Here is a 23,504-nt window from a genome sequence, read left to right as displayed (position 1 = left end):
CCGGGCTCGATTTGAGCGGCATGTCTCTCGACTTCGCATCCTTTCCCCTCTTGCTGAACCTGGCGATCTTCGGCGTCTGTGCCGCGGTCGTCTGGTGGGCCGGCGTAAAACTGGCGACTTATGCCGATGCGATCGCCAATCTGACCGCGCTCGGATCGGCGCTGATCGGTATGGTGGTCCTGGGCGGCATCACCTCGCTGCCCGAAATTGCTGTGACCGTGAGCGCCGGCCTGAGCGGCGCGGCGGCGCTGGCCACAAACAATCTGCTTGGCGGGGTCGCATTGCAGGTGGTCATCCTGGCCATCGGCGATTACGTGCTCGGCGCACGGGCGCTCTCATTCGTGATGGGACGGCCGACGGTGCTGCTTCAGGGCGTCTGCTGCTGTCTGCTGCTGGCGATCGTCGCCATGGCAATCGGCGTCGGCGACGTGGCCATCTTCGGGGTCGGCGCGTGGTCCACAGCGGTCCTTTTCGCAGCCGGCGGCCTGCTCTGGCTGATCGCGAGGGAGAAGGAGAATGGGACCTGGCGTCCGACCAACCTTCCCGATCTCGGGCAGCGTATGGATGTGGAAGACATACTGTATAATCTGCGCAGCGCGATCCTGCTGACAGTGGGCGCAGGAGCGGTGATTTTCGTCGCCGGCTTCGCTCTGGCCCGCACCAGCGAGGTGCTCGCTGAACAAACGGGGCTCGGCGCGAATTTTTTCGGCGCGACGCTGGTCGGCGCCGCAACCTCGCTGCCCGAAATTTCGACAGTCCTGGCCGCCGTCCGACTCAAACGCTACTCGATGGCCTTTTCCGACATATTCGGGACCAACATCATCGACGTCTCGCTGATCTTTCTGATCGACGCGGTCTATGCGGGAGGCCCGATCATCAACGAAGTCGGCGGCTTCTCACAGATGGCGGCGCTGCTCGGCATAATGCTCACGCTGTTGTACCTGTCCGGCCTTATCGAGCGGCGGGACCGGACGCTGGGGCGGCTGGGCATAGACAGCTGGGCAGTGCTGATCGTCTATGCCGGCGGCCTGGCGCTGCTCTATGCCATGAGGTGAGATGAGATATGGGTTGCGCGCAATCAGGAGGCAGCGTCGTCGCTTCTGTCCTTTGAAGCCGGGCGATGGGCGATTTCCGGTACGATGAGGTCGAGCGCGTCGGTGGATATGCCGCCGGAATAGCCGGCCGGAAGGTTTTTGATCAACTCCGGGTCGTCCAGACCTTCCGAGAAGCCGCCGCCGGCATAGGGGCCGAGCAGGAATATTTGCGTTCCGGCCCCGTCCATGCGGTCGAGAAAGCGGTCCGGCCAGCCCCACAACCATCCGGCGACGTTGATCGGGATCAGCAGCGTCGTGTCGCGGCACTGCTCCGGCACATAGCCGCTCCAGCCAAGGGCTGCGTATTGCAGGATGCAGCGGGTCAGCGTGCGGCGGGAAAGCGTGCGTATATCCGGCAGAGCCTGCTTCACCGCTGCGACGGGTTCGTTGCCGCCATAGACGGTCAGCAGCGCGCGGCGGGGCGGCTGGATATCCGCCAGATAGGCCGCCAGCTTCTCGCCTTCCGCGGCGTCGCTGCTTTTGACGTTGATGTGAAATCGCCGATCGGGAAAACGGGCGAGCACCTCGTCTAGCGAGGGCATCAGGCCGACGCCTTGCCCGCGAAACGGGAACGTCTTGCCGCCGTCCGCAGTATAGCCATAACCGACATCCAGCTTTTTCAGTTCGGCCATCGAGCGGTCGCGCGTCCTGCCGGCGCCGTCGGCGCGGCAGTCGAGCGTCCAGTCATGGAAGACGGCGAATTTGCCGTCGGTCGTGGGGTGAACGTCGAGTTCCAGCACATCCGCACCGAGCGCGAAAGCTGCCTCCATCGAACGGATGGTGTTTTCCAGATAGTCGTGGCGCGGCCGCAGCATCTTCTCGGCGGTGCAGGTTTCGCCGGTGAGGCCGGTCCGGTCGTACGACTGGGCAAGGCCGCGATGGGCGAGGATTACCGGCTCGCCCGCCGGGCGGCTTGAGAGAAGCGACGTGTTGTTGATGTAGATCGCTGCGCCGGCGGCAATCAGAACGAGCAGGATTGTCGTGCGTTTCTTCATGTGTTGCCCGGCCAGATTCAGTGAATCAGCAACCTAGCCGGGGATAAGGCGCTTTCAGGGCGAAACCCCCGCAATCACGCCTTGTAGACCACCTGCCTGACGTCGATATATTCGGCGCGGAAGCCGGCCTCGCAGTAGTGGAGATAAAACTCCCACAGCTTCTTGAAGCGGTCGTCGAAGCCGAGCGGCACGATCTTTTCCCATGATTCCCAGAAGCGCAGCCGCCATTCGGCGAGCGTGCGGGCATAATCCTGCGCAAAGACCCGCTCGCGCAGGAAGGACAAGCCCTGCTCGGCGCCGAGCGATTTCAGGATCGCCGGCGTCGGCAGCATGCCGCCCGGAAATACGTAGCGCTGGATGAAATCCGGGCGCTTGCGGTAGAGCCCGTAGGCCGCCTCGTTGATGGTGATGATCTGCAATCCGGCCGTGCCGCCCGCCCTGAGGCAATCCTTCACCTTGCCGAAGAATACCGGCCAGTATTTTTCGCCGACTGCCTCGAACATCTCGATCGAGGCGATGCGGTCGTATTTGCCTTTTTCGTCGCGATAGTCCTGCAGCCTGATCTCGACCTTGTCGGAAAGCCCTGCCTTGGCGATGCGCTCGGCGGCGAAGTCATGCTGCTCGCGGCTGATGGTCAGGCCGGTGACGCGGCAGCCGATCTCGCGCGCGGCGAATTCGGCGAATCCGCCCCAGCCGCAGCCGATTTCCAGCACGTGGTCGCGCTCGCCGATCCCGATATCCCTGGCCAGCGCGCGGTATTTCGCCACCTGCGCGCTTTCGAGATCGTTGGCGCCGGCCGAAAACAGCGCCGAGGAATAGGTCATGCTCGGATCGAGCCACTGCCTGTAGAAGGCGTTGCCGAGATCGTAATGGGCGGAAATGTTCTTCTTCGAACCGGTGCGGGTGTTTTGGTTGAGCCAGTGGCGCAGCCGCTGGACGGTTGTGAGCAGCCGGCTCGCGCCGCCGGCGACCTTCTCCCCGGCCTCGGTGTTGACCACGAACAGTTCGAGAAAACTCGTCACGTCCGGGCTTTCCCAGTCGCCGTCCATGTATGATTCGGCCACCCCGATCGTGCCGCCGGTAAAGGCGCGGCTTGGCAGCCGCCAATTCTTCAGGATGATCTGCGCCGAAGGACCGGGCGACTTGCCGCCAACGACGACCGCACGGCCGTCGGGCATGGTGATCTTCAGCGTGCCGCGGGCAAGCTCCATCGCCGCCGAAAGCACCATGCGCGCCTTGGCCGGCAACCCTCTTGCGATTTCGGCGAAATTTCCCGCGTGGAGGCGGATCGCCCCGTCCGAAGCAGTCTCCTCGATGCCGTCCCTTTTCATCGCACAGCTCTGATTAGATGATGTATTGCAATGCTTTGCTGACCTACGCTGTCCCGCATCATGATACTGTCGGGCGAAATCCGCAACTTCCGGTTATTCGCCGGCTTGGCTCCTGGTGCAGCGCCGCGAGCTTCATTGCCGCCGAAGCGAAGTTCAAGAGACAGGAGACCGACGCCGCTGTGCCACGCGGGCTCGTCCGCCGAGCATTGCTATGCCGCGGCCCTTGGATATGCCTGCGCGAGAATCAAAACGGTGTCGCGCAACCTGCCGGGCCTTGCGGTTTCGGCGGCAATCACCAAAGTGGGCGCACGGCAAGCATCGTGCGGCGATGAAACGTCCGCCTCGGGGGTAGGGCATGCGCTATGTAATCGGGATTTGCCTCGTCACCGGCTTCCTGATCTGGGACGGCGGCTACAATGAGGGCCGGTACCTGGATTCGGGAGTCCGCGAGCTGAGGCATATGCTGAGCTTCATAACCGGCTGAGCGGTTCGGGCAGCGTCAGTTCAGCACATCCAGCCCGGATGCGGTTGACGGCGGAACGCCGCCGACCGAAAACGCCTCGCATATTTTCGCGGAGGCGCTCTTGATCCGGCACATCGTGTTTTTCAGCGCAAAGCGGCGCGAGGATGTGGAAGCCATTCGAGCCGGCCTTTCCCAGCTCGGCGCCATTCCTCATTCCAGCCGCTTCGAGGTTTCGCTCAACACCAAGGTCGATCCGCTCTCCGACGAGGTGGATGTCGTCGTCTATGCCGAGTTCGCGAACGCCGAAGCGCTTGCCGCCTACAAGGCCGATCCGATCTACGCCGAGGCCACGCGTCTGGTGCGGCCGCTGCGCGAATTGCGCTATTCCGCGGATATCGTGGCGCAGTCCGGCTGATCGGGTAAGCTTGTTTGACTTTTGTCAGCCCTCGTGAATAATGTCGAGAGGGAGGCGTGATGGCAATCCGACCGGCAGAACAGATCATTCACAAGGCCGCCTGGCTTTATTACGCGCATGGCCTGCGGCAGGACGAGGTGGCGAAGCAGCTCGATATTTCGCGGGCTTCCGTCGCCATGTACCTGCGCAAGGCGCGCGAGACCGGCATCGTCAACATCTCGACGTCGACGCAGCTTTTCGCCGAAGATGTGCTGGCGCGCCAACTCGAGGATGCACTGAAGCTCGACGCCGTCTGGATCGCGCCTCAGAACGAGCAGGCCGCCGATCCCACGGCCGACGTGCCGGTGCTGGCGGCGAGCGTGTTCCTCGAACTGGTCCGGAAGGGCGATCGCATCGGCGTCGCCTGGGGCAGGACGGTCTATGCGATCGCCGACATCATGTCCTATGCCGATCTGCAGGATGTGACGGTGGTGCAGCTCTGCGGCAATCTCGGCGCGCCGTACTCCTATCGCCCCGACCAGTGCACGATGGAGATCGCCCGCCGGCTGAACGCCCAAGGCATCAATTTTTATGCGCCGCTGGTGCTGAGCACGGAGGCGCTGGCGCGCGATCTGCGCGCCGAACCGGTGATCCGCGAGCAGCTCGCCAGCATTTCGGACTGCGATCTCGCGCTTTATTCGGTCGGCACGGTCGACGTCGACAGCCATGTGGTCAAATGCGGGGCGCTCAGCCCCAACGAAATGGACGCCTTGCGCCAGAGGGGTGCTGCGGGCGTCATTGCCGGGCAGATCATCGACGTCAGGGGCGCGGCGCTCGAGTGCAGCTATAACCGCCGGGTCATCTCGGCCGATTTGAAATCGCTCGCCGCCATACCGAAACGGCTGATGGTGGTCCAGGAAGACAAGAAATTCGAGCCGCTGATCGCGGCCATCGCCGGCGGGCTTTGCTCGCATCTGGTGGTCGGAGCAGGCATGGCGCAGCGGTTGCTGGATCACGCGAAGGCCGTTGCGGGATGATACGCGGACGGACTTGCACGGGACCGTCATCGGCGCGTCACAGCATTCCTGTCTCAACAAACAAACGAAGAAACCGGACCTAGCATTATGAAAAACCTGTGGGATGACGGCGAAGCCGAACGCCTTGTTGCCGATTACGCGAAGAAGGGCGTCACGCGCGACCTGGCGCTTCGCTTCTATACCACCCGGCTGCTCGGCGGTGAACCTCGGCTGGTGCTGCATGGCGGCGGCAACACGTCGTGCAAGACGAAGGTGACAGATCTCGTCGGGGACGAGTGGGACGTGCTCTGCGTCAAGGGCAGCGGCTGGGACATGGGCGTGATCGAGCCGGCCGGCCTGCCGGCGGTAAAGCTGGCGCCGCTGCTCAAGGCGCGGTCACTGGGCAGGCTTTCCGACGAGGATATGGTGGCGCTGCAGCGCGCCAATCTCATCGATCCGGCATCGCCCAATCCGTCGGTCGAGACGCTGCTGCACGCCTTCCTGCCGCACAAATTCGTCGACCATACGCATTCGACGGCCATTCTGGCCATCGTCGACCAGGCCGACAGCGAGGCGCTTTGCAAAAAAGTGTTCGGCGTGAAACTGGGCTTCGTGCCGTACATCAAGCCGGGCTTCGACCTCGCCAAGGCGGCTGCCGAAATCTACGACGCCGATCCGTCGGTCGAGGGCCTTATCCTCGACAAGCACGGCATCTTCACCTTCGGAGACGACGCCAGGCAGGCCTACGGCCGCATGATCCACTATGTCACAGTGGCCGAGGACTACGTCGCCGCCAACGGCAAGCCGCCGGCAGCCAGAGCGGTGCTGCCGCGAAAGCTCGCCAAGCCCGAGGACATCGCGCCGGCGCTGCGCGGAGCGGTGGCGGTGTCGCGCGGCGAAGGCCGCTTCGACCGCATGATCAGCGATTTCCGCACCTCTGAAGCCATCCTCGACTTCATCGCTTCCGAAAAAATAGCCGACTATGCCGAGCGCGGCGTCTCGACGCCCGATCTGTCGATCCGCATCAAGACCGGCCCGATGGCGCTGCCGGCGCCTGACGCGGAAAGCGAATACAAGTCCGTCATCAGGCAGCACGTCGAGAAGTTCGCGGCCGACTATCGCGCCTATTTCGAGACCAATGACGCGCTGGACGATGTGGCGCGCACCATGCTCGATCCGATGCCGCGGCTGACGCTGGTTCCGGGGCTCGGCATGTTCGGGCATGGCCGCACGGTGAAGGACGCGAAGATCGCCTCCGATGTCGGCGAGATGTGGATCGAAGCCGTGCGCGGTGCCGAAGCGATCGGCGATTTCCGGCCGCTCGCCAAATCCGACCTCTTCCCGCTCGAATACTGGTCTCTGGAACAGGCCAAGCTTGCTTCCAACAAGCCGAAGCCGCTGACCGGCCAGGTGATGCTGGTGACCGGCGGCGCAGGCGCAATCGGCGCCGCAACGGCAAAGCTGTTCGCCGCCAATGGCGCGCATGTTGTCGTCGTCGACCTCGATGCGGACAAGGCCGCCGACGCGGCGAAGAAGGCCGGCAACAATTCGATTGGCGTCGGCGCCGACATCACCGACCCGGCACAGGTGCGCGCCGCCTTCGACAAGGCCGTCGCGACCTATGGCGGCGTCGACATCCTCGTTTCCAACGCGGGCGCTGCCTGGGAAGGCCGTATCGGCGAACTTGACGACGCGATCCTGCGCAAGAGTTTTGAGCTCAATTTCTTCGCCCACCAGTCGGTGGCGCAGAACGCCGTGCGTATCATGCTGGAGCAGGGTACCGGTGGCGTGCTCCTGTTCAACGCCTCGAAGCAGGCGGTCAATCCCGGCGCGAAATTCGGCGCCTACGGCCTGCCCAAGGCCGCGACCCTGTTCCTGTCGCGGCAATATGCGCTGGAATACGGCGCGGAAGGCATTCGCTCCAACGCCGTCAACGCCGACCGTATCCGCTCGGGGCTGTTGACCGACGCGATGATCGCCAGCCGTTCCGGCGCGCGCGGGGTTTCGGAAAAAGAATACATGTCCGGCAATCTGCTCGGCCAGGAGGTCACCGCCGAGGACGTGGCGCAGGCCTTCCTGCACCAGGCGCTGGCCGAACGGACGACGGCCGACGTGACCACGGTCGACGGCGGCAACATCGCGGCTGCGCTGAGATAGACCATGATCAGGCAGGTTGAATGGTCCTGCCGGAAAAACCAGCCTGATCATGACCTGGCATTCCCGGTTTCGGGAATCGTGGTTTTCGGGTAGATGGTGTGGCGCGGATCGACGCTATGGCGATCCGGCGGAGAAGTGACGATGCGGCTCTTTCTGGTTCTTGCAATGCTGGCGGCGGCGCTTTCGGCTTCCGGCTGCCTCGGCCCGGACTCCACCCAGACATACCGCTGGGCGTGCACGGACCGGCCATATGACGCCGGATTCTGCGAGAAACCGACCAATTGGCGCCTGTTCGGACCGCGTACAGGGCCATTCATCGGCCTTTAGTAGGCGCGTTCACACCCATACAATTGACGCACGCCGCCCAACGGCCTTTACTCCGTTTGTGACAGCGGAGATCGGCCGGTGGGGAACCGTTTCAAATTTTTGGGGTGCGCAGCGGCCGCCAGTCTTTTGTTCTTCGGCGCGGCGAATGCCTCTGTCGACGCCCTGAAAATCCGCTGGAGCGAACTGCGGCCGGGGGGCGGAGAGGTTCCGGCGACGACTGGCTCCGGCCAGGGCGAAATGCTTTCGTGGGATCTCCAGGGCAAGACGATCGAACTTACCGGGTACCTGCTGCCCGTCGACCGCGAAGGCGATCTTGTCTACGAGTTCATGCTGCTGCCATGGGGCGGCCTTTGCGCCCACGTGCCGCCGCCTCCGCCCAACCAGACGGTCCACGTCACCTCCGAGCGACCCTACAAACTGAGCGAGATCTATGAGCCCGTGTCGATATCGGGTGTATTGAAGCCGGGCCTCGAAACGACGCAACTGTTCGTGCTGGACGGCGTGACGGTGATTGAGTCGGGCTACAGCGTCGGCCGCGCACAGGTCGCCAGAGCCGGCGACGCCGCAACGCCCCGCAAGGCGACGCCGTGGAATTTCCTGAAAAAGTGACGGGACTGCTGAAGCGGATCGGGCGCGTCAGGCCGGCTGCGGCCGCGTCGTCCTTCCCGCCAGATTGAGCAGATTGCCGGTGAGGATCAGCGCCGCGCCGAGCGCGGTAAGCGCGTCGATCTGCTCGGAATAGAGCAGCCAGCCGACGGCTGCCGTCGCCGGCACGCGCAGGAAATCCATTGGCATCACCACGGTGGCGTCGGCATGCACCATGGCGCGCGCCATGCAGTAATGCGCGAAAGAGCCGGCGAAGGCGATGACCAGGATCCACGGCCAGACTTCGGCCGAAGGCTGCCGCCAGACATAGATTGCCGGAACGAGGCCGATGATCGACTGTATGACCAGCATCCAGAAGATGATCGCCACGACGGTTTCGGTTCGCGTCAGCGATTTCACCATGGCAAACGAGATGGCGAAGGCGAAAGCGGCGGCGAGCACGATCAACTGGCCGGGATCGAACGCGTCCACGCCGGGCCGCACGATGATCATTACCCCGACCAGGCCCAGCACGATCGCGGTGGTCTTCCAGATATTCATACGTTCGCCGAGGAAGCTGACGGCGAGCAGCGCGGTCCAGATCGGCGCGGTGAATTCGATGGCGATAAGCTGCGCCAGCGGAATCATCGTCAGCGCCAGCAGCCAGCCGAACTGGCCGGCATAGTGGGCGATGTTGCGGCCGACATGCTGCCATGGCCGCCGTGTGCGCATGGCGCGAAAGCCGCCGGCAAGCCGGATCAGCGGATAGAGCATGAACAGCCCGATGACGGAGCGCATCTCCATCACCTGGAACACGTCAAGTTCGCGCGTGGTCTCGCGGCCGGCAATGGTCATCAAGAGCATGCAGGCCAGCGAACAGGCCATCCAGAATGCCGCGAGAAGGTTCGATTGCCGGTTCATGCCGGCGGTTTCGCAGCCAAGCGGCGGCGCCGCAACGGCTACTAGCGTCAATCGAATGGTCCAACGGCTTTTCGGCTGCGACTCCCATCTTTTGCCGGGGTGCTATAGGTGAGCCGTTTCGGCAGGAGACTTAGGGTTTGCAGACTTTCGATGTGGTGGTGATCGGCGCGGGCGCGGCAGGCATGATGTGCGCTGCCGAAGCGGGCAAGCGCGGCCGGTCGGTGCTGATCGTAGAGCATGCCGCATCGCCCGGCGAAAAGATCCGCATCTCCGGCGGCGGCCGCTGCAACTTCACCAATCTCCACTCCAGCCCGAAGAATTTCCTGTCGCAGAACCCGCATTTCTGCATCTCGGCGCTGAGCCGCTATACGCAGCGCGGCTTCATCGCCATGGTCGAACGGCACGGCATCGCCTGGCACGAAAAGACGCTCGGACAGCTCTTCTGCGACGGCTCGGCCAAGCAGATCATCGATATGATGGTCGGCGAGATGAAACACCACGGCGCCGAGCTACGCCTTTCGACGCGGGTGGAAAGCATCGAGAAAATGGACGGTGGGTTTGCGCTGGCGCTGAACGACGGCGCGGTCCGCACAAAGTCGCTGGTGGTGGCGAGCGGCGGCAAGTCGATCCCGAAAATGGGCGCCAGCGGCTTCGGCTACGATGTAGCCGCTCGATTCGGCTTGCGGATCATCGAGACCCGCCCGGCGCTGGTGCCGCTGACCTTCGACCAGAACACGCTGGCGCGGCTGGCGCCGCTTTCCGGCGTCGCCGTCGACGCGGTCGTGTCCAGCGGCAAGACGAAGTTTTCGGAAGCCATGCTGTTCACGCATCGCGGGCTCAGCGGCCCGGCAATCCTGCAGATCTCGTCCTACTGGCGCGAGGGCGAGGAGATCGCCATCTCGATGCTGCCCGAAACCGACATGTTTGCAGCATTGCGCCAGGCTCGCGCCGAGAATGGCCGCCAGGCGGCGCAGACAGCACTTGCGGCCTTCTTGCCGAAGAAGCTGGCGCAGACGATCGCCGAACAGGCGAACGCCGCGGGCAACCTCGCCGATTTCTCGGACAAGGCGTTGCGCAAGCTCGAGGCGGCTGTGAATGGCTGGCGAGTGAAGCCGGCCGGCTCGGAAGGCTACCGCACGGCGGAAGTGACGCTGGGCGGCGTCGACACGCACGACCTCGATTCGAAGACGATGGAGGCGAAGTCGGTTCCCGGACTCTATTTTATCGGCGAGGTGGTCGACGTGACCGGCTGGCTCGGCGGCTACAATTTCCAGTGGGCGTGGTCGTCCGGCTGGTGCGCGGGGCAGGCGGCATGAGTTCCTTTATCACAATGGCCGGGCCGGACCGCGATCACGATTTCATCCCGCGGCCGCACCAGATCGAGGCAAAGCAGGCGATCCTCGCGGCGCGGAAAGAGGGTCGGCCGGGCTTCCTGCTCGGCGATCTCACCGGGCTCGGCAAGACGCTGTCTGCCTGGCTGGCGATCTCGGCCATGCCGGAAAAGGACGTGCTGGTGATCTGCCCGAAGGGTGCGATCCCGCAATGGCGGCGCACCATCGCGCATTCGCCCGACGCTGGCAAACGCGTCACCATCATGAATTTCGAGCGGACCAAATCGCTGATGGCGCCGCCGGCCGTCAGCACCAAGCGCTCGACGCGGGCGAAGAACAATGAGCTTGCCCGGCTCGGCACGCCGAAGCGCGTCTGGCCGATCGTCGTCATCGACGAGAGCCACCGCATCCGCAACCCCAACGCACAGCAGGGCCTGGTCTGCCGGCAGATGGCCGCGGCCGCGGAGTTCACCATCTACATGAGCGCGACGGCGGGGCAGTCGCCGCACGAACTCTCCTATCTCGGCAAGCTTCTGGCCTACGCCACCGGCGGCTCCAGCGGCGAGCTCGACGAGTTCCGCAAGCTGATGAAGCGGCTCGGCATCGGCCGGGCGAAAGGCCGCTGGAAGAACTGGTCATGGGAGCCCAACGAGCGCGACCGCAAGCTGATGTCGGACCTGCTCTATAAGGGCCGCAACGCTATCGGCATGCGCCGCCGCCCCGAAGACATTGCCGGCTGGCCGGAGGTGCAGCGCGAGCTTGCGCCGGTGGCGCTCGATGCCCCCGGGAAAAAGCTCTACGACGCAACATGGCGAGAATTCCGCCGCGAGTTAGGGCTCGCAGGCGGCAGCACGCGCAAGCCGGCAGGCTGGGCCGCCGATCTGCGCTTCCGCCAGAAAGCGAGCCTGATTCGGATCTCGGGCACGGCCGAATTCGTCGAGGATCTGCTGGCAAACGGCCAGCAGGTGGCGATTTCCGTCGCCTTCCTCGAAACCAGCGCGATGCTGACGGAAAAGCTGCGCGCTCGCGGCTGGTCGGCCGACGAGATCAATGGCGAGCGCTCCGGCGAGGTCAATGAAGCGACGCGGGTCGCGTTCCAGACCGGCCGGCTCGATGCCGTCGTCTTCACCGTCACCGAATCGATCTCGCTGCACCAGGGCGAAATGCCGGGCGGCCAGCGCGAGCGCTCGCTTGTGGTGCACGACCTACGCCACAGCGCTATCCAGCTGCAGCAGATCGAAGGCCGCGCCCACCGCGACGGCCGCCGCGCGATCATCTACTACGCCTATGCCGAGGGAACGGTGGAGGAAAGGATCGGCGCGACCGTGGTTTCGCGGATGATGTCGATGGATGGCATGGCCGGCGACGACACGCGGCTTCTTGAGGAAATCGCCGAGGTGATGGGGGCGGAGGCTCTATAGGCGGCCACGTTGCCGCTTGTCTCCTCTCCCCCGTCCTGAGCTTGTCGAAGGATACGGGGAGAGGATGCCGCCCATTCGACTACGCGCAGGAGGCAGGTGAGGGGCGGCGCTGAGTCGGCAAGGGAGCACTGGCGCGCAGAAAAATCCCCCGTGGCGCTGCCAAACCAGGACAATCCAGCCAAGACTAGCCTGCACACGCCCCACATACGGGCAAAATTGGAATGCGGCAGACATGAATCCAGCATTCGGCGCGCATGCCGCCTCCGACATCGATGGCGCCTATGCCTGGCGGCGGCTGGCAATCTCGACGCTGCTGTCGACGCTCGGCGGCGTCGGCATGTGGGCGGTCGTGGTGGTGTTGCCCGTGGTGCAGGCCGAGTTCGGCGTCGACCGCGGCGACGCCTCGCTGCCCTACACGCTTACGATGATCGGCTTTGCGCTCGGCAATCTCGTCGTCGGCCGCTTCATCGACCGCTTCGGCTTCATGTGGCCCGGCATCATCGCCGCAGTGGTGATGGGGTTAGGCTTCATCCTCGCGGCGCTCACCACCTCCGTCACCCAGTTCGCGCTCATCCAGGGCGTCCTGATCGGCGCGGGATCCTCGGCGACGTTCGGACCGCTGATCGCCGACATCTCGCACTGGTTCGACCGCCGCCGCGGCGTCGCCGTCGGCGTGGCGGCAAGCGGCAACTATATCGCCGGCGCGGTATGGCCGATCGGCATGCAGGGGTTCATCATCTCCGACAGCTGGCGCGCCACCTATATCGGCATCGGAATCATCTGCATCGCGGCGATGATCCCGCTGCTGCTCCTGCTGCGGCGCAGGCTGCCCGAAGACGGGCACGGGCATGCGCAGGGTGCGCCGTCCCGGGCGCGCGTTCAGCCGATCACGGTGTCGCCGCCGGTGCTGCAGGCGCTGCTGGTCATCGCCGGCGTCGCCTGCTGCGTGGCGATGTCGATGCCGCAGGTGCACATCGTTGCCTACTGCATGGATCTGGGCTACGGCGTGGCGCGGGGCGCCGAGATGCTGTCGCTGATGCTGGCGGCGGGCATCGTCAGCCGGCTGGGTTCCGGCTTTCTCGCCGACCGCATCGGCGGCATCAAAACGCTGCTCATCGGCTCGGTGCTGCAGGGCCTCGCGCTTCTATTCTACATCCCGTTCGACGGACTCGCCTCGCTCTATGTCGTTTCCTTCATCTTCGGCCTGTCGCAGGGCGGCATCGTGCCGTGCTATGCCATCATCGTTCGCGAATACATGCCGGCGGCGGAAGCCGGGCGGCGCGTCGGCGTGGTCGTCATGGCCACGATCGTCGGCATGGCGCTCGGCGGCTGGATGTCGGGCTGGATCTACGACCTGACCGGCTCCTATGCGGCCGCGTTCCTCAACGGCATCGCCTGGAACCTGCTCAACGTTTCGGTGATGGTATTTTTGCTGTGGCGCTCGCGCGGCTTCATGCGAGCGCCGTCAACCGCGTTTTAAGGACCTTGCCGGCATCATTGCCGGCATGGCTGGATTCGCGCTCCCGAAACTCAGATGGCTGCTTGTCGGCGCGGCGGCCGCCGGCTTTTGGGCGATGACGCAGGAGCCGCCGAGCCGGCGCGGCGCGGATGTCGCGCACCGGCCGGCGAAGCCGGTTGAGCGCAAGGCAGCTTTGCCGGCAATGCCGAAGAAGGCGGTCGCGCCTCAGGCGCGCCCATCGCAAATGGCCACCGGCTCGATCCCGCGCCCGGAAAAGCCGGTCGGCAGGAACCCAGCCAAGGCGTCTTCGCTGTTCACGACCTCGCGCGTTCACCTGCGCGCCAAGGCGAACACCTCCGCCGCGATCGTCTCGACGCTGAAACCCGGCCAGAAGGTCGGGGTGCTGGCGCGCGACCGCAAATGGCGGCTGGTTCTGGTCGCCGGTCAAAAGGGCTGGGTCCATGGCGACTATCTCGGCGCGCAATCCACTGCGCCCAAGCCCGCTGTCGCCGAAGGGCCGAGGCCGGCGCTGCCGGTGCAAAGCCGTCCGGCGGGCTCCAAGCCGTGGGGCTCGCTTCTCGGCGGCCGCCATCCGGCGCGTGCGCCGCAAGGCGGCAACTGCCAATGCCCCTTCGATCTCATGCTGAATGGCAAGCAATGCGGCGAGCACAGCGCCTACGCCCGCCAGGGGAACCGCGGCGTCGAGTGCTATTTGTAGGGCAGGCTATCGACGGATCCGGTGCAGCGGTGCGTCCTTCGACGCTCGCTGCGCTCGCACATCAGGATGAGGAATGTTTTCGCTATCCGCGCTAGCCACTGGACGGGTTTACTCCGTCCGCTCACTCGGCATCTATGCCGTGGTCACCGGCTCCCACTGACTTGCGTCAGTAGACGGGGCATCCCCGCTCGCGGCCGAAAGTCAGATAGACGCGCTCACCATCGCGCGATCGACCGCGCACTTCGGGTTTCAGCAGATCAAAGCTCCCCTCGCGATTGCCACATTGATGTGGATCAAGCAGTATGTATTGCGACCCTTCGGAACCAGTGTCCGACGGTTCTCCAGGGACCTGCCGACTGCGGTTCGATAGGATTTTCAAGGGCTTCGCCGACGGCCTGCCGCCCGGTCATTGTGTCGATGCGAATCCTATAGAACAGGTGGCGCGATTCATACGCCAGCGGCGAAGGCTCCGGACTGAGCGCACCCGGCTCCCACCAATTGGCATGACGGCTCAGCAAAGCCCAGGCGCGCTCACGTTCCTCGGCGCATTTGGGAACCTCGGAAAGTTCCTCGTAGGCGCCGCTCACGATCACGCATCGCCATCCCCGATGATCCCCATGCTTGTCGATCTCGACGCACACACGCGGATTGCCGCGCATCCAGTCGATCTTCCGGCCCGGCATGGAGAAGCTGTAGAGGTAGTCGCCTGCAAACCCGATATAGATTGGCACGATGTAGGGCTGTCCGTCTCTGGCGCAAGCCAACCGGGCCAGATGGCTCTCCGAAAGGAGCTCGGTGCATTCGTTTCGCGTCATTTCCCGAACGAACATGCTGTGTTCCTTGGCTTTCTCACCTTCGCCGCAGCGGCGACCGCCAATGGGTTTAGTCCGGCGCCGCCGGACTCGACGATTTCTAGGAATTGCCGGCGCATCCGTGGTTCCCAGAACTTGTTGAGGTGGTTGGCGATCCCCGCGACCGCCGCGTCGTGTGCCCATCGCGTTGCCGAAGAAAGCGGCGATCTGGTCATATGGGACAGTTTGTCTTTGCCCTTGAGGGTTTCGCTTTGATGCGGCATGGGTAGCAGCCCCGCGATCTCGAAAAACGGGGACCTGCGGCCCTCTACCCTCCATCTCCGAAGGGGCCCTTCAGAGTCGCCCGGATAGCGCCGCAGGTCCGTCCATCATGTTTCACTGGCAGCCTGGTCCCGCCTCTTTGGATTCCCGTCCGCTTGGACGGTTCGCCATCGTGCTTGCCATTCTGTCTCCGCATGATGATGTCAAACCATGCCCGACTGCGCGCTTTGCCGCTTTGACCTGGATCAACTCGTCGATACCGTTTGGAGAGATCGCTAAGAAAAAGCGCGTGTTGGCGTGCCTGACGGGACTGTCTATCAAGCCAATGATGCGCAGCCGTCATGTGCAGGACTGCAGCAAGAACGCTAGGGTATTCACGCGTTTTCCAGCGACTATTGAGTTGGTTCCGCGACGGGATTTGCAACCTGATCCCTAAAGACGGAGTTGTCGGTGGGACCGTCCACCTCCAGCGCGCCGACCAGCCCGCGTTCGACGCGGGAGAGTGCGTGGTCGACCAGCATGAACTCGCCCGGTACTTCAAGTTTCATCTCGACCACGGTCGAGCCGCCGGCCGGCACGCTGACGGTCTGCACGTCGTGGAGCGGCGCCGTGCTCAGCGAACCCAAATTGTAGACCTTGTCAAAAATCTCGCCGATCACGTGAAAAGAGGACGTGTAGTTCGGGCCACCCACGCCGAAAAAGATACGCACCGTTTCGCCGACCTTGGCCTTTAGCGGCTTCTCAGTGCTCAGCGCGTCGACCGCGCCGTTGAAGACGAAATATTCCGGCCGCTCGTTCATCAGCTTGTCGTAGCTCCAGGTCAGTTCGCCTGTCGCTCCGAGCATCTCTTCGGTATAGATCTCGCCCTGCATCACGTAGAACTCGCGGTCGACCCTGGGCAATCCGCCTTCCGGCTCGACCAGAATTAGTCCGTACATGCCATTGGTGATGTGTTGTGCGGCCATCGGCACTGCGCAATGATAGACGTAAAGCCCTGGATTGAGCGCGGTAAATTCGAAGCCGTGCGTTTCACCTGGAGCGGCCGTGGTTGCCTTGGCGCCACCGCCAGGCCCGGTAACCGCGTGGAAATCGACATTGTGCATCAGCGCGCTGTCGTCGTGGTTTTTCAGGCGCACCTCGACCCTATCCCCACACGAACGCGGATGAACGGTCCCGGAACTTTCTGATTGAAGGTCCAGTAGTGATAGGTCGCACCATCGGCAAGCCTGGCCGTCACCTCGACGGTTTCCAGATCAACGCGCAGACGCCGCGAGCCGTGCCTCCAGATTGGCGGCGGCAGGTCCGTGGGGTCGCGGACCACCGAGATTGGGCCGTCGGTGTCGGCGCTTGCCGTCACGTTGTGCGCATGCGGCACTGCCTCGGACACCGAGCTTGTGTTGACCTTGTTCACGCCGAGCGCCGACTGACCAACGTTGGCATCCGAGGCTGCGAGTTTGACCGCGGTAACCGCGCCAAGGCCGATCAGGAGGCCGACGGCGCTCATCAGCGCCATGTTCATCTTGGTGCGGGTGGGTTGCATGGATTTGCCCTTCGCCAGTTGCCAATATCGACAACAGGCTACTGGCTGGGCTTCCGCCGTCATTGATCTGGGTCAAATGGCCTCATGCACAAAACAGCCGCCCGTAGTGTTGTTGCTTACGCAGGTGATCGATCGCGATGACCGTCAGACAAGACATCCACAATTCGAGTGCCCCTGTCCTTTGTCAGGCATGCGAGGCGCGCCACCGCGGCATCTGCGGAGCGCTCGACCCGGACCAACTGGTCGGGCTGGCAAAAACATCATTGCGGCGACGTATCCGTGCCGGGGCTGAACTGGTCGGCGACGCGGAGGCGGTTGACAGCTATGCGAACATCCTTTCCGGCGTCGTCAAGTTGACGAAAACTCTTTCCGACGGTCGTCAGCAGGTCGTCGGGCTGCAGTTTGCTCCAGATTTTCTTGGCAGGCCATTCAAGGCCGAAAGCACGATCAGCGCGGAGGCCGCGACCGACCTGTCGCTGTGCTCTTTTCCTAAGGCCGCCCTGGAACGGATGATGAAGGAACAGCCCGGCCTCGAGCACCGTCTGCTCAGGCAGACGCTCAGGGAGCTCGACGAAGCCCGCGAATGGATGGTGACGCTCGGACGGAAGACGGCTGCGGAGAAGATCGCGAGCTTCCTCCTGCTCATCGCGAAAAACATCGATCCGGCTCGCGACCCGAACGCGCGCATGGCGGTCTTCGATCTTCCGCTGTCACGCGGCGATATTGCCGATTTTCTCGGGCTGACGATCGAGACCGTCAGCCGGCAACTGACAAAACTGCGCGCCGATGGCGTCATCCAGATCGAGAACAACCGTCACTTCGTCGTCGAGAACATCGCTCGTCTGGAAGCGCGCTCAGGTTCCTAGCCGGTACTGGCGGCAGCCAGATGTTGCGAGCCATTCGACGCTATAGGAGCGCCCTGCACCCGATTCAGCCGCACGGCCGATGGTCGGCTTTCGACGCCAATACGGAATTTGAAATGCCAATCGTCGGAGGTCGCCAAGGGGTCCAAGACCTTCCCTTGGTCTGCACCGGGTCCGTGAGCCGAAATTCAAACCGAGGCACTACCCGTTCGCGCAACCGTCCTCATCCTGAGGCGCGACCCTGAGCTTGTCGAAGGGGAGCCTCGAAGGACGCACCGAATTAGAGCGAATCACCGCCGGGCTAGCAGGCCGAGCAGCAGGCCAAGAACCGCCACGCCGACCACCGCGGTCGCGACGGGATTGTCGTGCGCGGCCTTCTGGACGGCGCGCGACTGCCTCTTGATGTCCGGCATGGCGTCGCTGATGCGGGAGAGAACGTCCTCGTAAAGATCGGCGGCGCGTTCGCTGGTATCTTCATAGGCAGCCGCGCCGCGCTTGCTCAGCGTCTTCTTGAGCGAGGCCACTTCGCGGCTCAACCTGGCGATCTGCGCCTCCAGATCGTCGCCCGCATCGCTGTGATGTCTCCATAAATTGGCAACCATGGTGAAAATCCCTTCGCCTCGAACGGTCGAGACAAAAACGGCTGCCGTTATCATTGGTTCCCGCCCCGATCGGGAGCGGCGGGCATCGCGGACAAAGGAGCGCGCTGCCGGTCGCGGCCCATCGAGCCGGCTACTTCTCCGACACGCCGGCCTCGGCAAAACTCGCCATGCCGGTGTGGCAGGCAAGCGCCGAGCGCACGATGTTGACGGCGAGGCATGCGCCCGAGCCTTCGCCGAGCCGCATGCCCATTTCGAGCAGCGGCGGCAGCTCCAGCGCCGCGAGCAGGCCGCGATGGCCGGCTTCAGCCGAGACATGGCCGGCTAGCGCATGGGCGAGGCCGGTTGGATGCAGCCTTGCCAAGGGCGCGGCAGCGGCGGTGGAGACAAAGCCGTCGAGCAGGACCGGAATGCCAAGCTGGCGCGCGGCGAGCGTCGCGCCAAAGATCGCGGCAAGCTCGCGCCCGCCGACGGCGGCGGCGGCCTTCAGCGGGTTGCCGAGGATTTCGGCATGCAGTTCGAGCGCCTTTTCGATTACCGCGATCTTGCGCTGCAGGCCGGAATCATCGACGCCGGTGCCGCGCCCCGTCCATCTTTCTGCCTTGCCGCCGAACAGCGCCGCTGCAATCGCGGCGGCGGTCGTGGTGTTGCCGATGCCCATTTCGCCGAAGCAGACGAGGTCGAGATCTCCCGCGACGGACGCGTGGCCGATCGAGACGGCGTCGAGGAATTCCGCCTCGGTCATCGCGGGACCTTGCGTAAAATCGCCGGTCGGCCGGTCGATCGTCAGCGGAATCACGTCGAGTTCGGCCCCGGCGGCGCGGGCGAGTTGGTTGATGGCGGCGCCGCCTCCGGCGAAATTCGCGACCATCTGCGCGGTTACTTCAGCGGGGTAGGCCGAGACGCCCTGCGCGGTCACGCCGTGCGAACCGGCAAAGACAATGACCTTGACCTTGTCCAGCCGGGGCGTGTCGCGGCCCTGCCAGCGCGCCAGCCAGGCGACGATGGTTTCGAGCCGGCCGAGGCTGCCCTGCGGCTTGGTCAGCGTGTCCTGGCGGGCTGCGACTGCGGCCGCCGCGCGGTCGTTTCCGGCCGGCAGGTCCTGGCAGGCGGCACGCAGTTCATCGAAGGATTTGAAAGGCATGGGGGCAATTTCTCCGGAAAAGAGTCAAATGAAGACGGCGGAAGCGACGAGAAGCACGGTGATTTCGCCGGCCTGCTGCAACGCGCCGGTCGTATCGCCGGTCTGGCCGCCGATCTGGCTGAGGCAGAGAGCGCGGAACAGGAAGAAAACGATGCCGAGGCAGAGTGCGGCTGCGACCGCGCCGGATAGCCCAAGCGCCAGCAGCGCCAGCGCGCCGAGCGCGGCCGCGGCAATCGCCGTGTCGGACGAGATCGCGCCGACGCCGGCCGACAGCCCGTCGGTGCGGGCAGGCGGCAGCATCTGCATGAAGGCGGGAAGCAGCGCCCGCGACGCGGCGTGCGCGGCGATCAGCCCGCAAAAGACCGCGATGGGGCTGCCAAGTTCGGAAATCGCGCTCCAGCGCAGCAGCACCGAAAAGACCAGCGCGCATGCGCCATAGGCGCCGATGCGGCTGTCGCGCATGATTTCCAGCTTTTTCTCACGGTCCTTGCCGCCGCCAAAACCGTCGGCGGTGTCGGACAGCCCGTCCTCGTGCAGGCTGCCGGTGGCGGCCATCGCCGCGGCAAGCGCCAGCGCGGCGGCCGGGCCGGCGGCAAGACCGAGGAATGCGGCTAGGGCGTAGACGACCCCGCCGATCAGCGCGACGGCCAGGCCAACGACAGGCGCGGCCCAGATCGCACGCGCGAAAACGCTGTCCTTTGTCTCGAAATGCGGCAGCGGCAGCCGCGTGAAGAAGACGAGGCAGAGCGCGATGTCGCTGACAAGTTTTTGCAGGGACGGCATGCGTCAGCCCCTTGCTATCGCGTGGAAGAAGGTGCCGGTGACGTGGCCGCGCCGGCCGCCGAACGCGCCGAGCGGGTTGCCTTGCCCGTCGGCGAGTTCGGCCAGCCTGTCGTCGCTTCCCGGCGCGGTCATCTGCGCGTAATGGAACTCGTGGCCGCGCACCACCGCGCCCGCCGGCCCGAGCGGGCAATCCGCCAGCAATCTCGCCTGGCGGTACCCGAGGTTCATCTTGCGCTTCGCGAAGCTTGTGGAATGGCCGAGCAGGCCGAGCATTTCATGCGTTTCGCCCTCTGCGTCCTCCAGCGCCTCGCCCAGCACCATGAAGCCGCCGCACTCGCCATGAATGGGTTTCGTCTCGGCGAATCTTTTCAACCCGGCGCGGAAATTCTCTGCGGCCGCAAGCTTACCCGCATGCAGTTCGGGATAGCCGCCGGGCAGCCAGCAAACGTCGCAATCCTCGCGCGGCGCTTCGTCGGCGAGCGGCGAGAACGGCACGATCTCCGCACCGGCACCCCGCCAATGCGCCGCCAGATGCGGATAGAGGAAGGTGAAAGCCGCGTCCTGCGCCAGCGCGATGCGCTGGCCGGGCGGCGGCAGAGCGCCTGAAAAATCCGCCGCCGCCGAAGGCATCGGCGCAGCCAGCGCCATGATCGCGTCGAGGTCGAGCGAGCGCTCGACCATGTCGGCGAGGCGGTCGAGATGCGTCATCAGGTCAGCATGCTCTTCCGCCTGCACCAGGCCGAGATGGCGTTCGGGCAAATTGAGCGTCGGGTCGCGCAGGATCGCGCCGACCACCGGCATGCCGAGCGCCTCGACTGCGTCGCCGGCAAGGCGGCGATGGCGCTCGCTGCCCAGCCGGTTCAGCACCACGCCGGCGATGCGCACCTCCGGATCGTAAGCGGCAAAGCCCTTCGCCACCGCGGCCGCCGTCTGCGATTGCCCGGAAACGTCGAGCACCAAGAGCACCGGCAGGCCGTAGAGCCGGGCAAGGTCGGCGGCCGAGCCGGAGCGGCCCGGCTCGCCGGGTATGCCGTCGAACAGGCCCATGGCGCTTTCGAGGAACACCAGTTCCGCGTCGCGGGCGGCCTCCGAGGCCAGCGAATTGAGCAGCGCAGGCGGCATCGCCCAACTGTCGAGATTGACGCCGGGCCGGCCGGTGGCGGCGGCATGAAAGCCGGGGTCGATATAGTCCGGTCCGGATTTGGCGCCGCGCACGGCGATACCGCGCCGCGTCAGCGCGCGCAGAATGCCTATAGTGACGCTGGTTTTTCCCGAGCCGGAGCGCGGCGCGCCGATGATGAGGCCGCGGGCAGTCATCGCAGCTTCTCGCGCAGGGCGACAATGCCGCCGATGACGATCAGCGCCGGGGAGATCACGTTTTCCCGCGCCGCCGTCTCGACCAGCGTGCCCAGCGTCGCGACAATCGTGCGTTCATGCGGCAGCGTCGCGTTCTCCACGAACGCCGCCGGCATATCGTCCGGCAATCCGCCGGCGCGCAAGGCCTCGACCGTGTCCGCCATATGGGTCAATCCCATATAGATGATGATCGGCTGGCCGGTGCGGGCCAGCGCTGCCCAATCCGGGCGGTCGTCGCTCACCGCGGCAAATCCCGTGGCGAGGATGATCGCGCCGTTGACGCCGCGCATCGTCGCCGGGATACCCGCCGAGGCGAGCCCGCCGAAAGCCGACGTCACGCCGGAGAGGACGCGAAACGGAATGTTTTGCGCCGCCAGCGCCAATGCCTCTTCGCCCCCGCGCGCAAACACCAGCGGATGGCCGCCCTTCAGCCGGACGACCCTGCGGCCTTCCGTGGCCAGGCGAATGAGGATCGCGTTGATCTCGTCCTGCGGGATGGACAGCCTGCCGCCGCGCTTGCCGACATAGAATTTCTCCGCCTGCTCGGCGACGGCGATGATCTCCTCCGACACCAGCGCGTCGTGCACCAGCGCGTCGGCCTGGTCCAGCGCCGACAGCACGTCGAGCGTCAGGCAGCCGGGATCGCCGGGGCCGGCGCCGGCCAGCCAGACATGGCCGGGCTCGAGCACCGGTTGGGCGTGGTTCAGGCGGGCAATGGCTTTTTCGAGACTCATGGATGCCGCTTTCGACGATGACGGGCGGCTTCGGCAAGCCTATAGATCGCGCCATGGAAACTGAAGATCGCCCGCTGAAGCGCGGCTGGACCACCGGAGCCTGCGCCACCGCCGCGACCAAGGCGGCCTGCGCGGCCCTTCTCGCCGGCAGATTTCCCGACCCGGTCGAGATCACGCTGCCCGGCGGTCGGCGCGTGGCCTTTGCCCTGGCGACGTCCCATGCAGGAGACGGCGAGGCGATGGCCGGCATCGTCAAGGACGCCGGCGACGACCCCGACGTCACCCACGGCGCGCTTGTCAAAAGCACGGTGCGGCCGGGCGCGAAGGGTTCCGGCGTCACATTCCGGCGCGGCGAGGGCGTCGGCCTGGTGACGCGGCCGGGCCTGCCGATCCCGCCGGGCGAGCCGGCGATCAATCCGGTGCCGCGCAAGATGATCGCAGCCGCGATTGCCGAAGTGGCGGGCGAGAGGGCCGATTTCGAGGTCGAGATTTCCGTGCCAGACGGCGAGAAGATGGCCGAGCGGACGCTGAACCCGCGTCTCGGCATTCTCGGCGGCATTTCCATCCTTGGAACGACCGGCATCGTCATCCCCTATTCCTGCTCGTCGTGGATCCACTCGATCCATCGCGGCATCGACGTCGCCCGCGCCATGGGCTTTACCCACGTTTCCGGCGCCACCGGCAACGCGTCCGAGATTGCCGCCCGCGATTTTCACGAGCTGCACGAGGTGCAGTTGATCGACATGGGTGACTTTGCCGGCGGCATGCTGAAATATCTGCGCGATCATCCCGTGCCGCGCGTGACGATCGCCGGCGGCGTGGCAAAAATGACCAAGCTGGCGCAAGGCATGCTCGACCTGCACTCCAAGCGAGGCGCCGCCGACCTCGACGCGCTGGCGGCGGCCGCGCTGCAAGCCGGCGCATCCGTTGAGCTGGCCGGAAAAATCCGTACCGCCAACACCGTCGCCGAAGCCTTCGCCGAGGCGACGGCGGCCGGAGTTCCGATCGGCGAGGCGATCGCCGCCGGCGCCTGGCGCACGGCTGCGGCGGTGCTGAAGGACCCGGGAATCGAACTCGAAATCCTGATCTTCAATCGTGAGGGGGAGTTGATGGGGCACAAGCCGTTTGCTCCCACCGGAGATCGGGAATAGCCCCAATTGTTCGGGGCGTTGATTTATGCGGCAGTGCGTCCTTCGAGGC

The 23,504-nt window shown here is 64.9% G+C and carries 24 protein-coding genes; 12 read left to right on the top strand and 12 right to left on the bottom strand.

All coding sequences use genetic code 11. From position 1 onward, the window contains the following. The first annotated feature begins 20 nt into the window (after positions 1-20). Complete coding sequence (locus tag G6N73_RS05070) at positions 21-1,055, top strand: sodium:calcium antiporter (RefSeq protein ID WP_165024185.1); 1,035 nt, start codon at positions 21-23, stop codon at positions 1,053-1,055. Between the two features lie 23 nt (positions 1,056-1,078). Here the strand turns inward: G6N73_RS05070 and G6N73_RS05065 are convergent, their stop codons facing one another. Continuing rightward, complete coding sequence (locus G6N73_RS05065; protein WP_165024182.1) at positions 1,079-2,089, bottom strand: glycerophosphodiester phosphodiesterase family protein; 1,011 nt, start codon at positions 2,087-2,089, stop codon at positions 1,079-1,081. A 74-nt stretch (positions 2,090-2,163) separates the two neighbouring features. Further along, positions 2,164-3,420 (bottom strand): SAM-dependent methyltransferase, encoded by a 1,257-nt coding sequence (locus tag G6N73_RS05060; RefSeq protein WP_165024180.1) that lies wholly within the window; start codon positions 3,418-3,420, stop codon positions 2,164-2,166. 355 nt (positions 3,421-3,775) lie between these two features. Here G6N73_RS05060 and G6N73_RS37880 point away from each other — a divergent pair, with 355 nt between their 5' ends. The 5 genes from G6N73_RS37880 (at position 3,776) to G6N73_RS05040 (ending at position 8,386) form a co-directional block, all read left to right on the top strand. Beyond that, positions 3,776-3,904 (top strand): hypothetical protein, encoded by a 129-nt coding sequence (locus tag G6N73_RS37880; RefSeq protein ID WP_281352836.1) that lies wholly within the window; start codon positions 3,776-3,778, stop codon positions 3,902-3,904. A 100-nt stretch (positions 3,905-4,004) separates the two neighbouring features. Continuing rightward, positions 4,005-4,298 (top strand): Dabb family protein, encoded by a 294-nt coding sequence (locus tag G6N73_RS05055; protein WP_165024177.1) that lies wholly within the window; start codon positions 4,005-4,007, stop codon positions 4,296-4,298. A 59-nt stretch (positions 4,299-4,357) separates the two neighbouring features. Next, positions 4,358-5,314, top strand: a complete 957-nt coding sequence (locus G6N73_RS05050; RefSeq protein WP_165024175.1) for a sugar-binding transcriptional regulator — start codon at positions 4,358-4,360, stop codon at positions 5,312-5,314. Between the two features lie 87 nt (positions 5,315-5,401). Continuing rightward, on the top strand, positions 5,402-7,450 hold the full coding sequence (locus G6N73_RS05045; RefSeq protein WP_165024172.1) for a bifunctional aldolase/short-chain dehydrogenase: 2,049 nt from the start codon (positions 5,402-5,404) through the stop codon (positions 7,448-7,450). A gap of 405 nt (positions 7,451-7,855) precedes the next feature. Continuing rightward, the gene (locus G6N73_RS05040) at positions 7,856-8,386 is read left to right on the top strand and encodes a DUF3299 domain-containing protein (protein WP_343044554.1); all 531 of its coding nucleotides are present in this window, start codon (positions 7,856-7,858) and stop codon (positions 8,384-8,386) included. A gap of 27 nt (positions 8,387-8,413) precedes the next feature. Here the strand turns inward: G6N73_RS05040 and G6N73_RS05035 are convergent, their stop codons facing one another. Next, positions 8,414-9,334 (bottom strand): DMT family transporter, encoded by a 921-nt coding sequence (locus tag G6N73_RS05035; protein ID WP_425484047.1) that lies wholly within the window; start codon positions 9,332-9,334, stop codon positions 8,414-8,416. An 86-nt stretch (positions 9,335-9,420) separates the two neighbouring features. On the opposite strand from G6N73_RS05035, the gene G6N73_RS05030 reads away from it, so the two are divergent. The 4 genes from G6N73_RS05030 to G6N73_RS05015 all read left to right on the top strand — a co-directional run bounded on the left by G6N73_RS05030 (position 9,421) and on the right by G6N73_RS05015 (position 14,212). Further along, positions 9,421-10,599, top strand: a complete 1,179-nt coding sequence (locus tag G6N73_RS05030; RefSeq protein ID WP_165024170.1) for a BaiN/RdsA family NAD(P)/FAD-dependent oxidoreductase — start codon at positions 9,421-9,423, stop codon at positions 10,597-10,599. Beyond that, positions 10,596-12,035: a DEAD/DEAH box helicase family protein gene (locus G6N73_RS05025; protein WP_246251618.1), complete on the top strand. Its 1,440-nt coding sequence runs from the start codon at positions 10,596-10,598 to the stop codon at positions 12,033-12,035. Before G6N73_RS05030 ends, G6N73_RS05025 begins: the two co-directional genes overlap by 4 nt. Before the next feature lie 232 nt (positions 12,036-12,267). Continuing rightward, complete coding sequence (locus G6N73_RS05020) at positions 12,268-13,515, top strand: MFS transporter (protein WP_165024167.1); 1,248 nt, start codon at positions 12,268-12,270, stop codon at positions 13,513-13,515. 25 nt (positions 13,516-13,540) lie between these two features. Next, positions 13,541-14,212 carry an SH3 domain-containing protein gene (locus tag G6N73_RS05015; RefSeq protein WP_165024165.1) on the top strand — a complete coding sequence of 224 codons (672 nt, stop codon included), beginning with the start codon at positions 13,541-13,543 and terminating at the stop codon, positions 14,210-14,212. Between the two features lie 293 nt (positions 14,213-14,505). Here the strand turns inward: G6N73_RS05015 and G6N73_RS05010 are convergent, their stop codons facing one another. From G6N73_RS05010 to G6N73_RS36690, 4 genes are all read right to left on the bottom strand, one after another. Further along, positions 14,506-15,042: a pyridoxamine 5'-phosphate oxidase family protein gene (locus tag G6N73_RS05010; protein ID WP_165024162.1), complete on the bottom strand. Its 537-nt coding sequence runs from the start codon at positions 15,040-15,042 to the stop codon at positions 14,506-14,508. Further along, positions 15,024-15,239, bottom strand: coding sequence for a formate dehydrogenase subunit delta (locus G6N73_RS37875; protein ID WP_165024345.1), 216 nt, complete (start codon positions 15,237-15,239; stop codon positions 15,024-15,026). The genes G6N73_RS05010 and G6N73_RS37875 overlap by 19 nt, the downstream gene beginning before the upstream one ends. Before the next feature lie 438 nt (positions 15,240-15,677). Further along, positions 15,678-16,421 carry a multicopper oxidase domain-containing protein gene (locus tag G6N73_RS36695; protein WP_343044553.1) on the bottom strand — a complete coding sequence of 248 codons (744 nt, stop codon included), beginning with the start codon at positions 16,419-16,421 and terminating at the stop codon, positions 15,678-15,680. Next, complete coding sequence (locus G6N73_RS36690) at positions 16,412-16,825, bottom strand: cupredoxin domain-containing protein (protein WP_246251617.1); 414 nt, start codon at positions 16,823-16,825, stop codon at positions 16,412-16,414. Before G6N73_RS36690 ends, G6N73_RS36695 begins: the two co-directional genes overlap by 10 nt. A 137-nt stretch (positions 16,826-16,962) precedes the next feature. Between G6N73_RS36690 and G6N73_RS04995 the strand changes: the two genes are divergently transcribed. Continuing rightward, positions 16,963-17,691, top strand: coding sequence for a Crp/Fnr family transcriptional regulator (locus G6N73_RS04995; RefSeq protein ID WP_165024160.1), 729 nt, complete (start codon positions 16,963-16,965; stop codon positions 17,689-17,691). A gap of 287 nt (positions 17,692-17,978) precedes the next feature. Here G6N73_RS04995 and G6N73_RS04990 read toward each other — a convergent pair whose 3' ends face one another. The 5 genes from G6N73_RS04990 to cobA all read right to left on the bottom strand — a co-directional run bounded on the left by G6N73_RS04990 (position 17,979) and on the right by cobA (position 22,304). Then, complete coding sequence (locus tag G6N73_RS04990; protein ID WP_165024157.1) at positions 17,979-18,290, bottom strand: hypothetical protein; 312 nt, start codon at positions 18,288-18,290, stop codon at positions 17,979-17,981. A 130-nt stretch (positions 18,291-18,420) separates the two neighbouring features. After that, positions 18,421-19,431 (bottom strand): nicotinate-nucleotide--dimethylbenzimidazole phosphoribosyltransferase, encoded by a 1,011-nt coding sequence (gene cobT, locus G6N73_RS04985; protein WP_165024155.1) that lies wholly within the window; start codon positions 19,429-19,431, stop codon positions 18,421-18,423. Positions 19,432-19,455: 24 nt separating this feature from the next. Further along, positions 19,456-20,214, bottom strand: a complete 759-nt coding sequence (gene cobS / locus G6N73_RS04980; protein WP_165024151.1) for an adenosylcobinamide-GDP ribazoletransferase — start codon at positions 20,212-20,214, stop codon at positions 19,456-19,458. Between the two features lie 3 nt (positions 20,215-20,217). Then, entirely contained in the window at positions 20,218-21,531 is a 1,314-nt protein-coding gene (locus tag G6N73_RS04975) for a cobyrinic acid a,c-diamide synthase CobB (protein WP_165024149.1), read from the bottom strand. Continuing rightward, positions 21,528-22,304, bottom strand: a complete 777-nt coding sequence (gene cobA, locus G6N73_RS04970; RefSeq protein ID WP_165024146.1) for a uroporphyrinogen-III C-methyltransferase — start codon at positions 22,302-22,304, stop codon at positions 21,528-21,530. The genes G6N73_RS04975 and cobA overlap by 4 nt, the downstream gene beginning before the upstream one ends. A gap of 53 nt (positions 22,305-22,357) precedes the next feature. Between cobA and G6N73_RS04965 the strand changes: the two genes are divergently transcribed. Next, the gene (locus tag G6N73_RS04965) at positions 22,358-23,455 is read left to right on the top strand and encodes a cobalt-precorrin-5B (C(1))-methyltransferase (protein ID WP_165024342.1); all 1,098 of its coding nucleotides are present in this window, start codon (positions 22,358-22,360) and stop codon (positions 23,453-23,455) included. Positions 23,456-23,504 lie beyond the last annotated feature (49 nt).

The organism is Allomesorhizobium camelthorni, from assembly GCF_011045125.1.
Classification (GTDB): domain Bacteria; phylum Pseudomonadota; class Alphaproteobacteria; order Rhizobiales; family Rhizobiaceae; genus Allomesorhizobium; species Allomesorhizobium camelthorni.
Note: the sequence above shows the minus strand (reverse complement) of the source record. Positions and strands in the feature narration are given on the sequence as shown.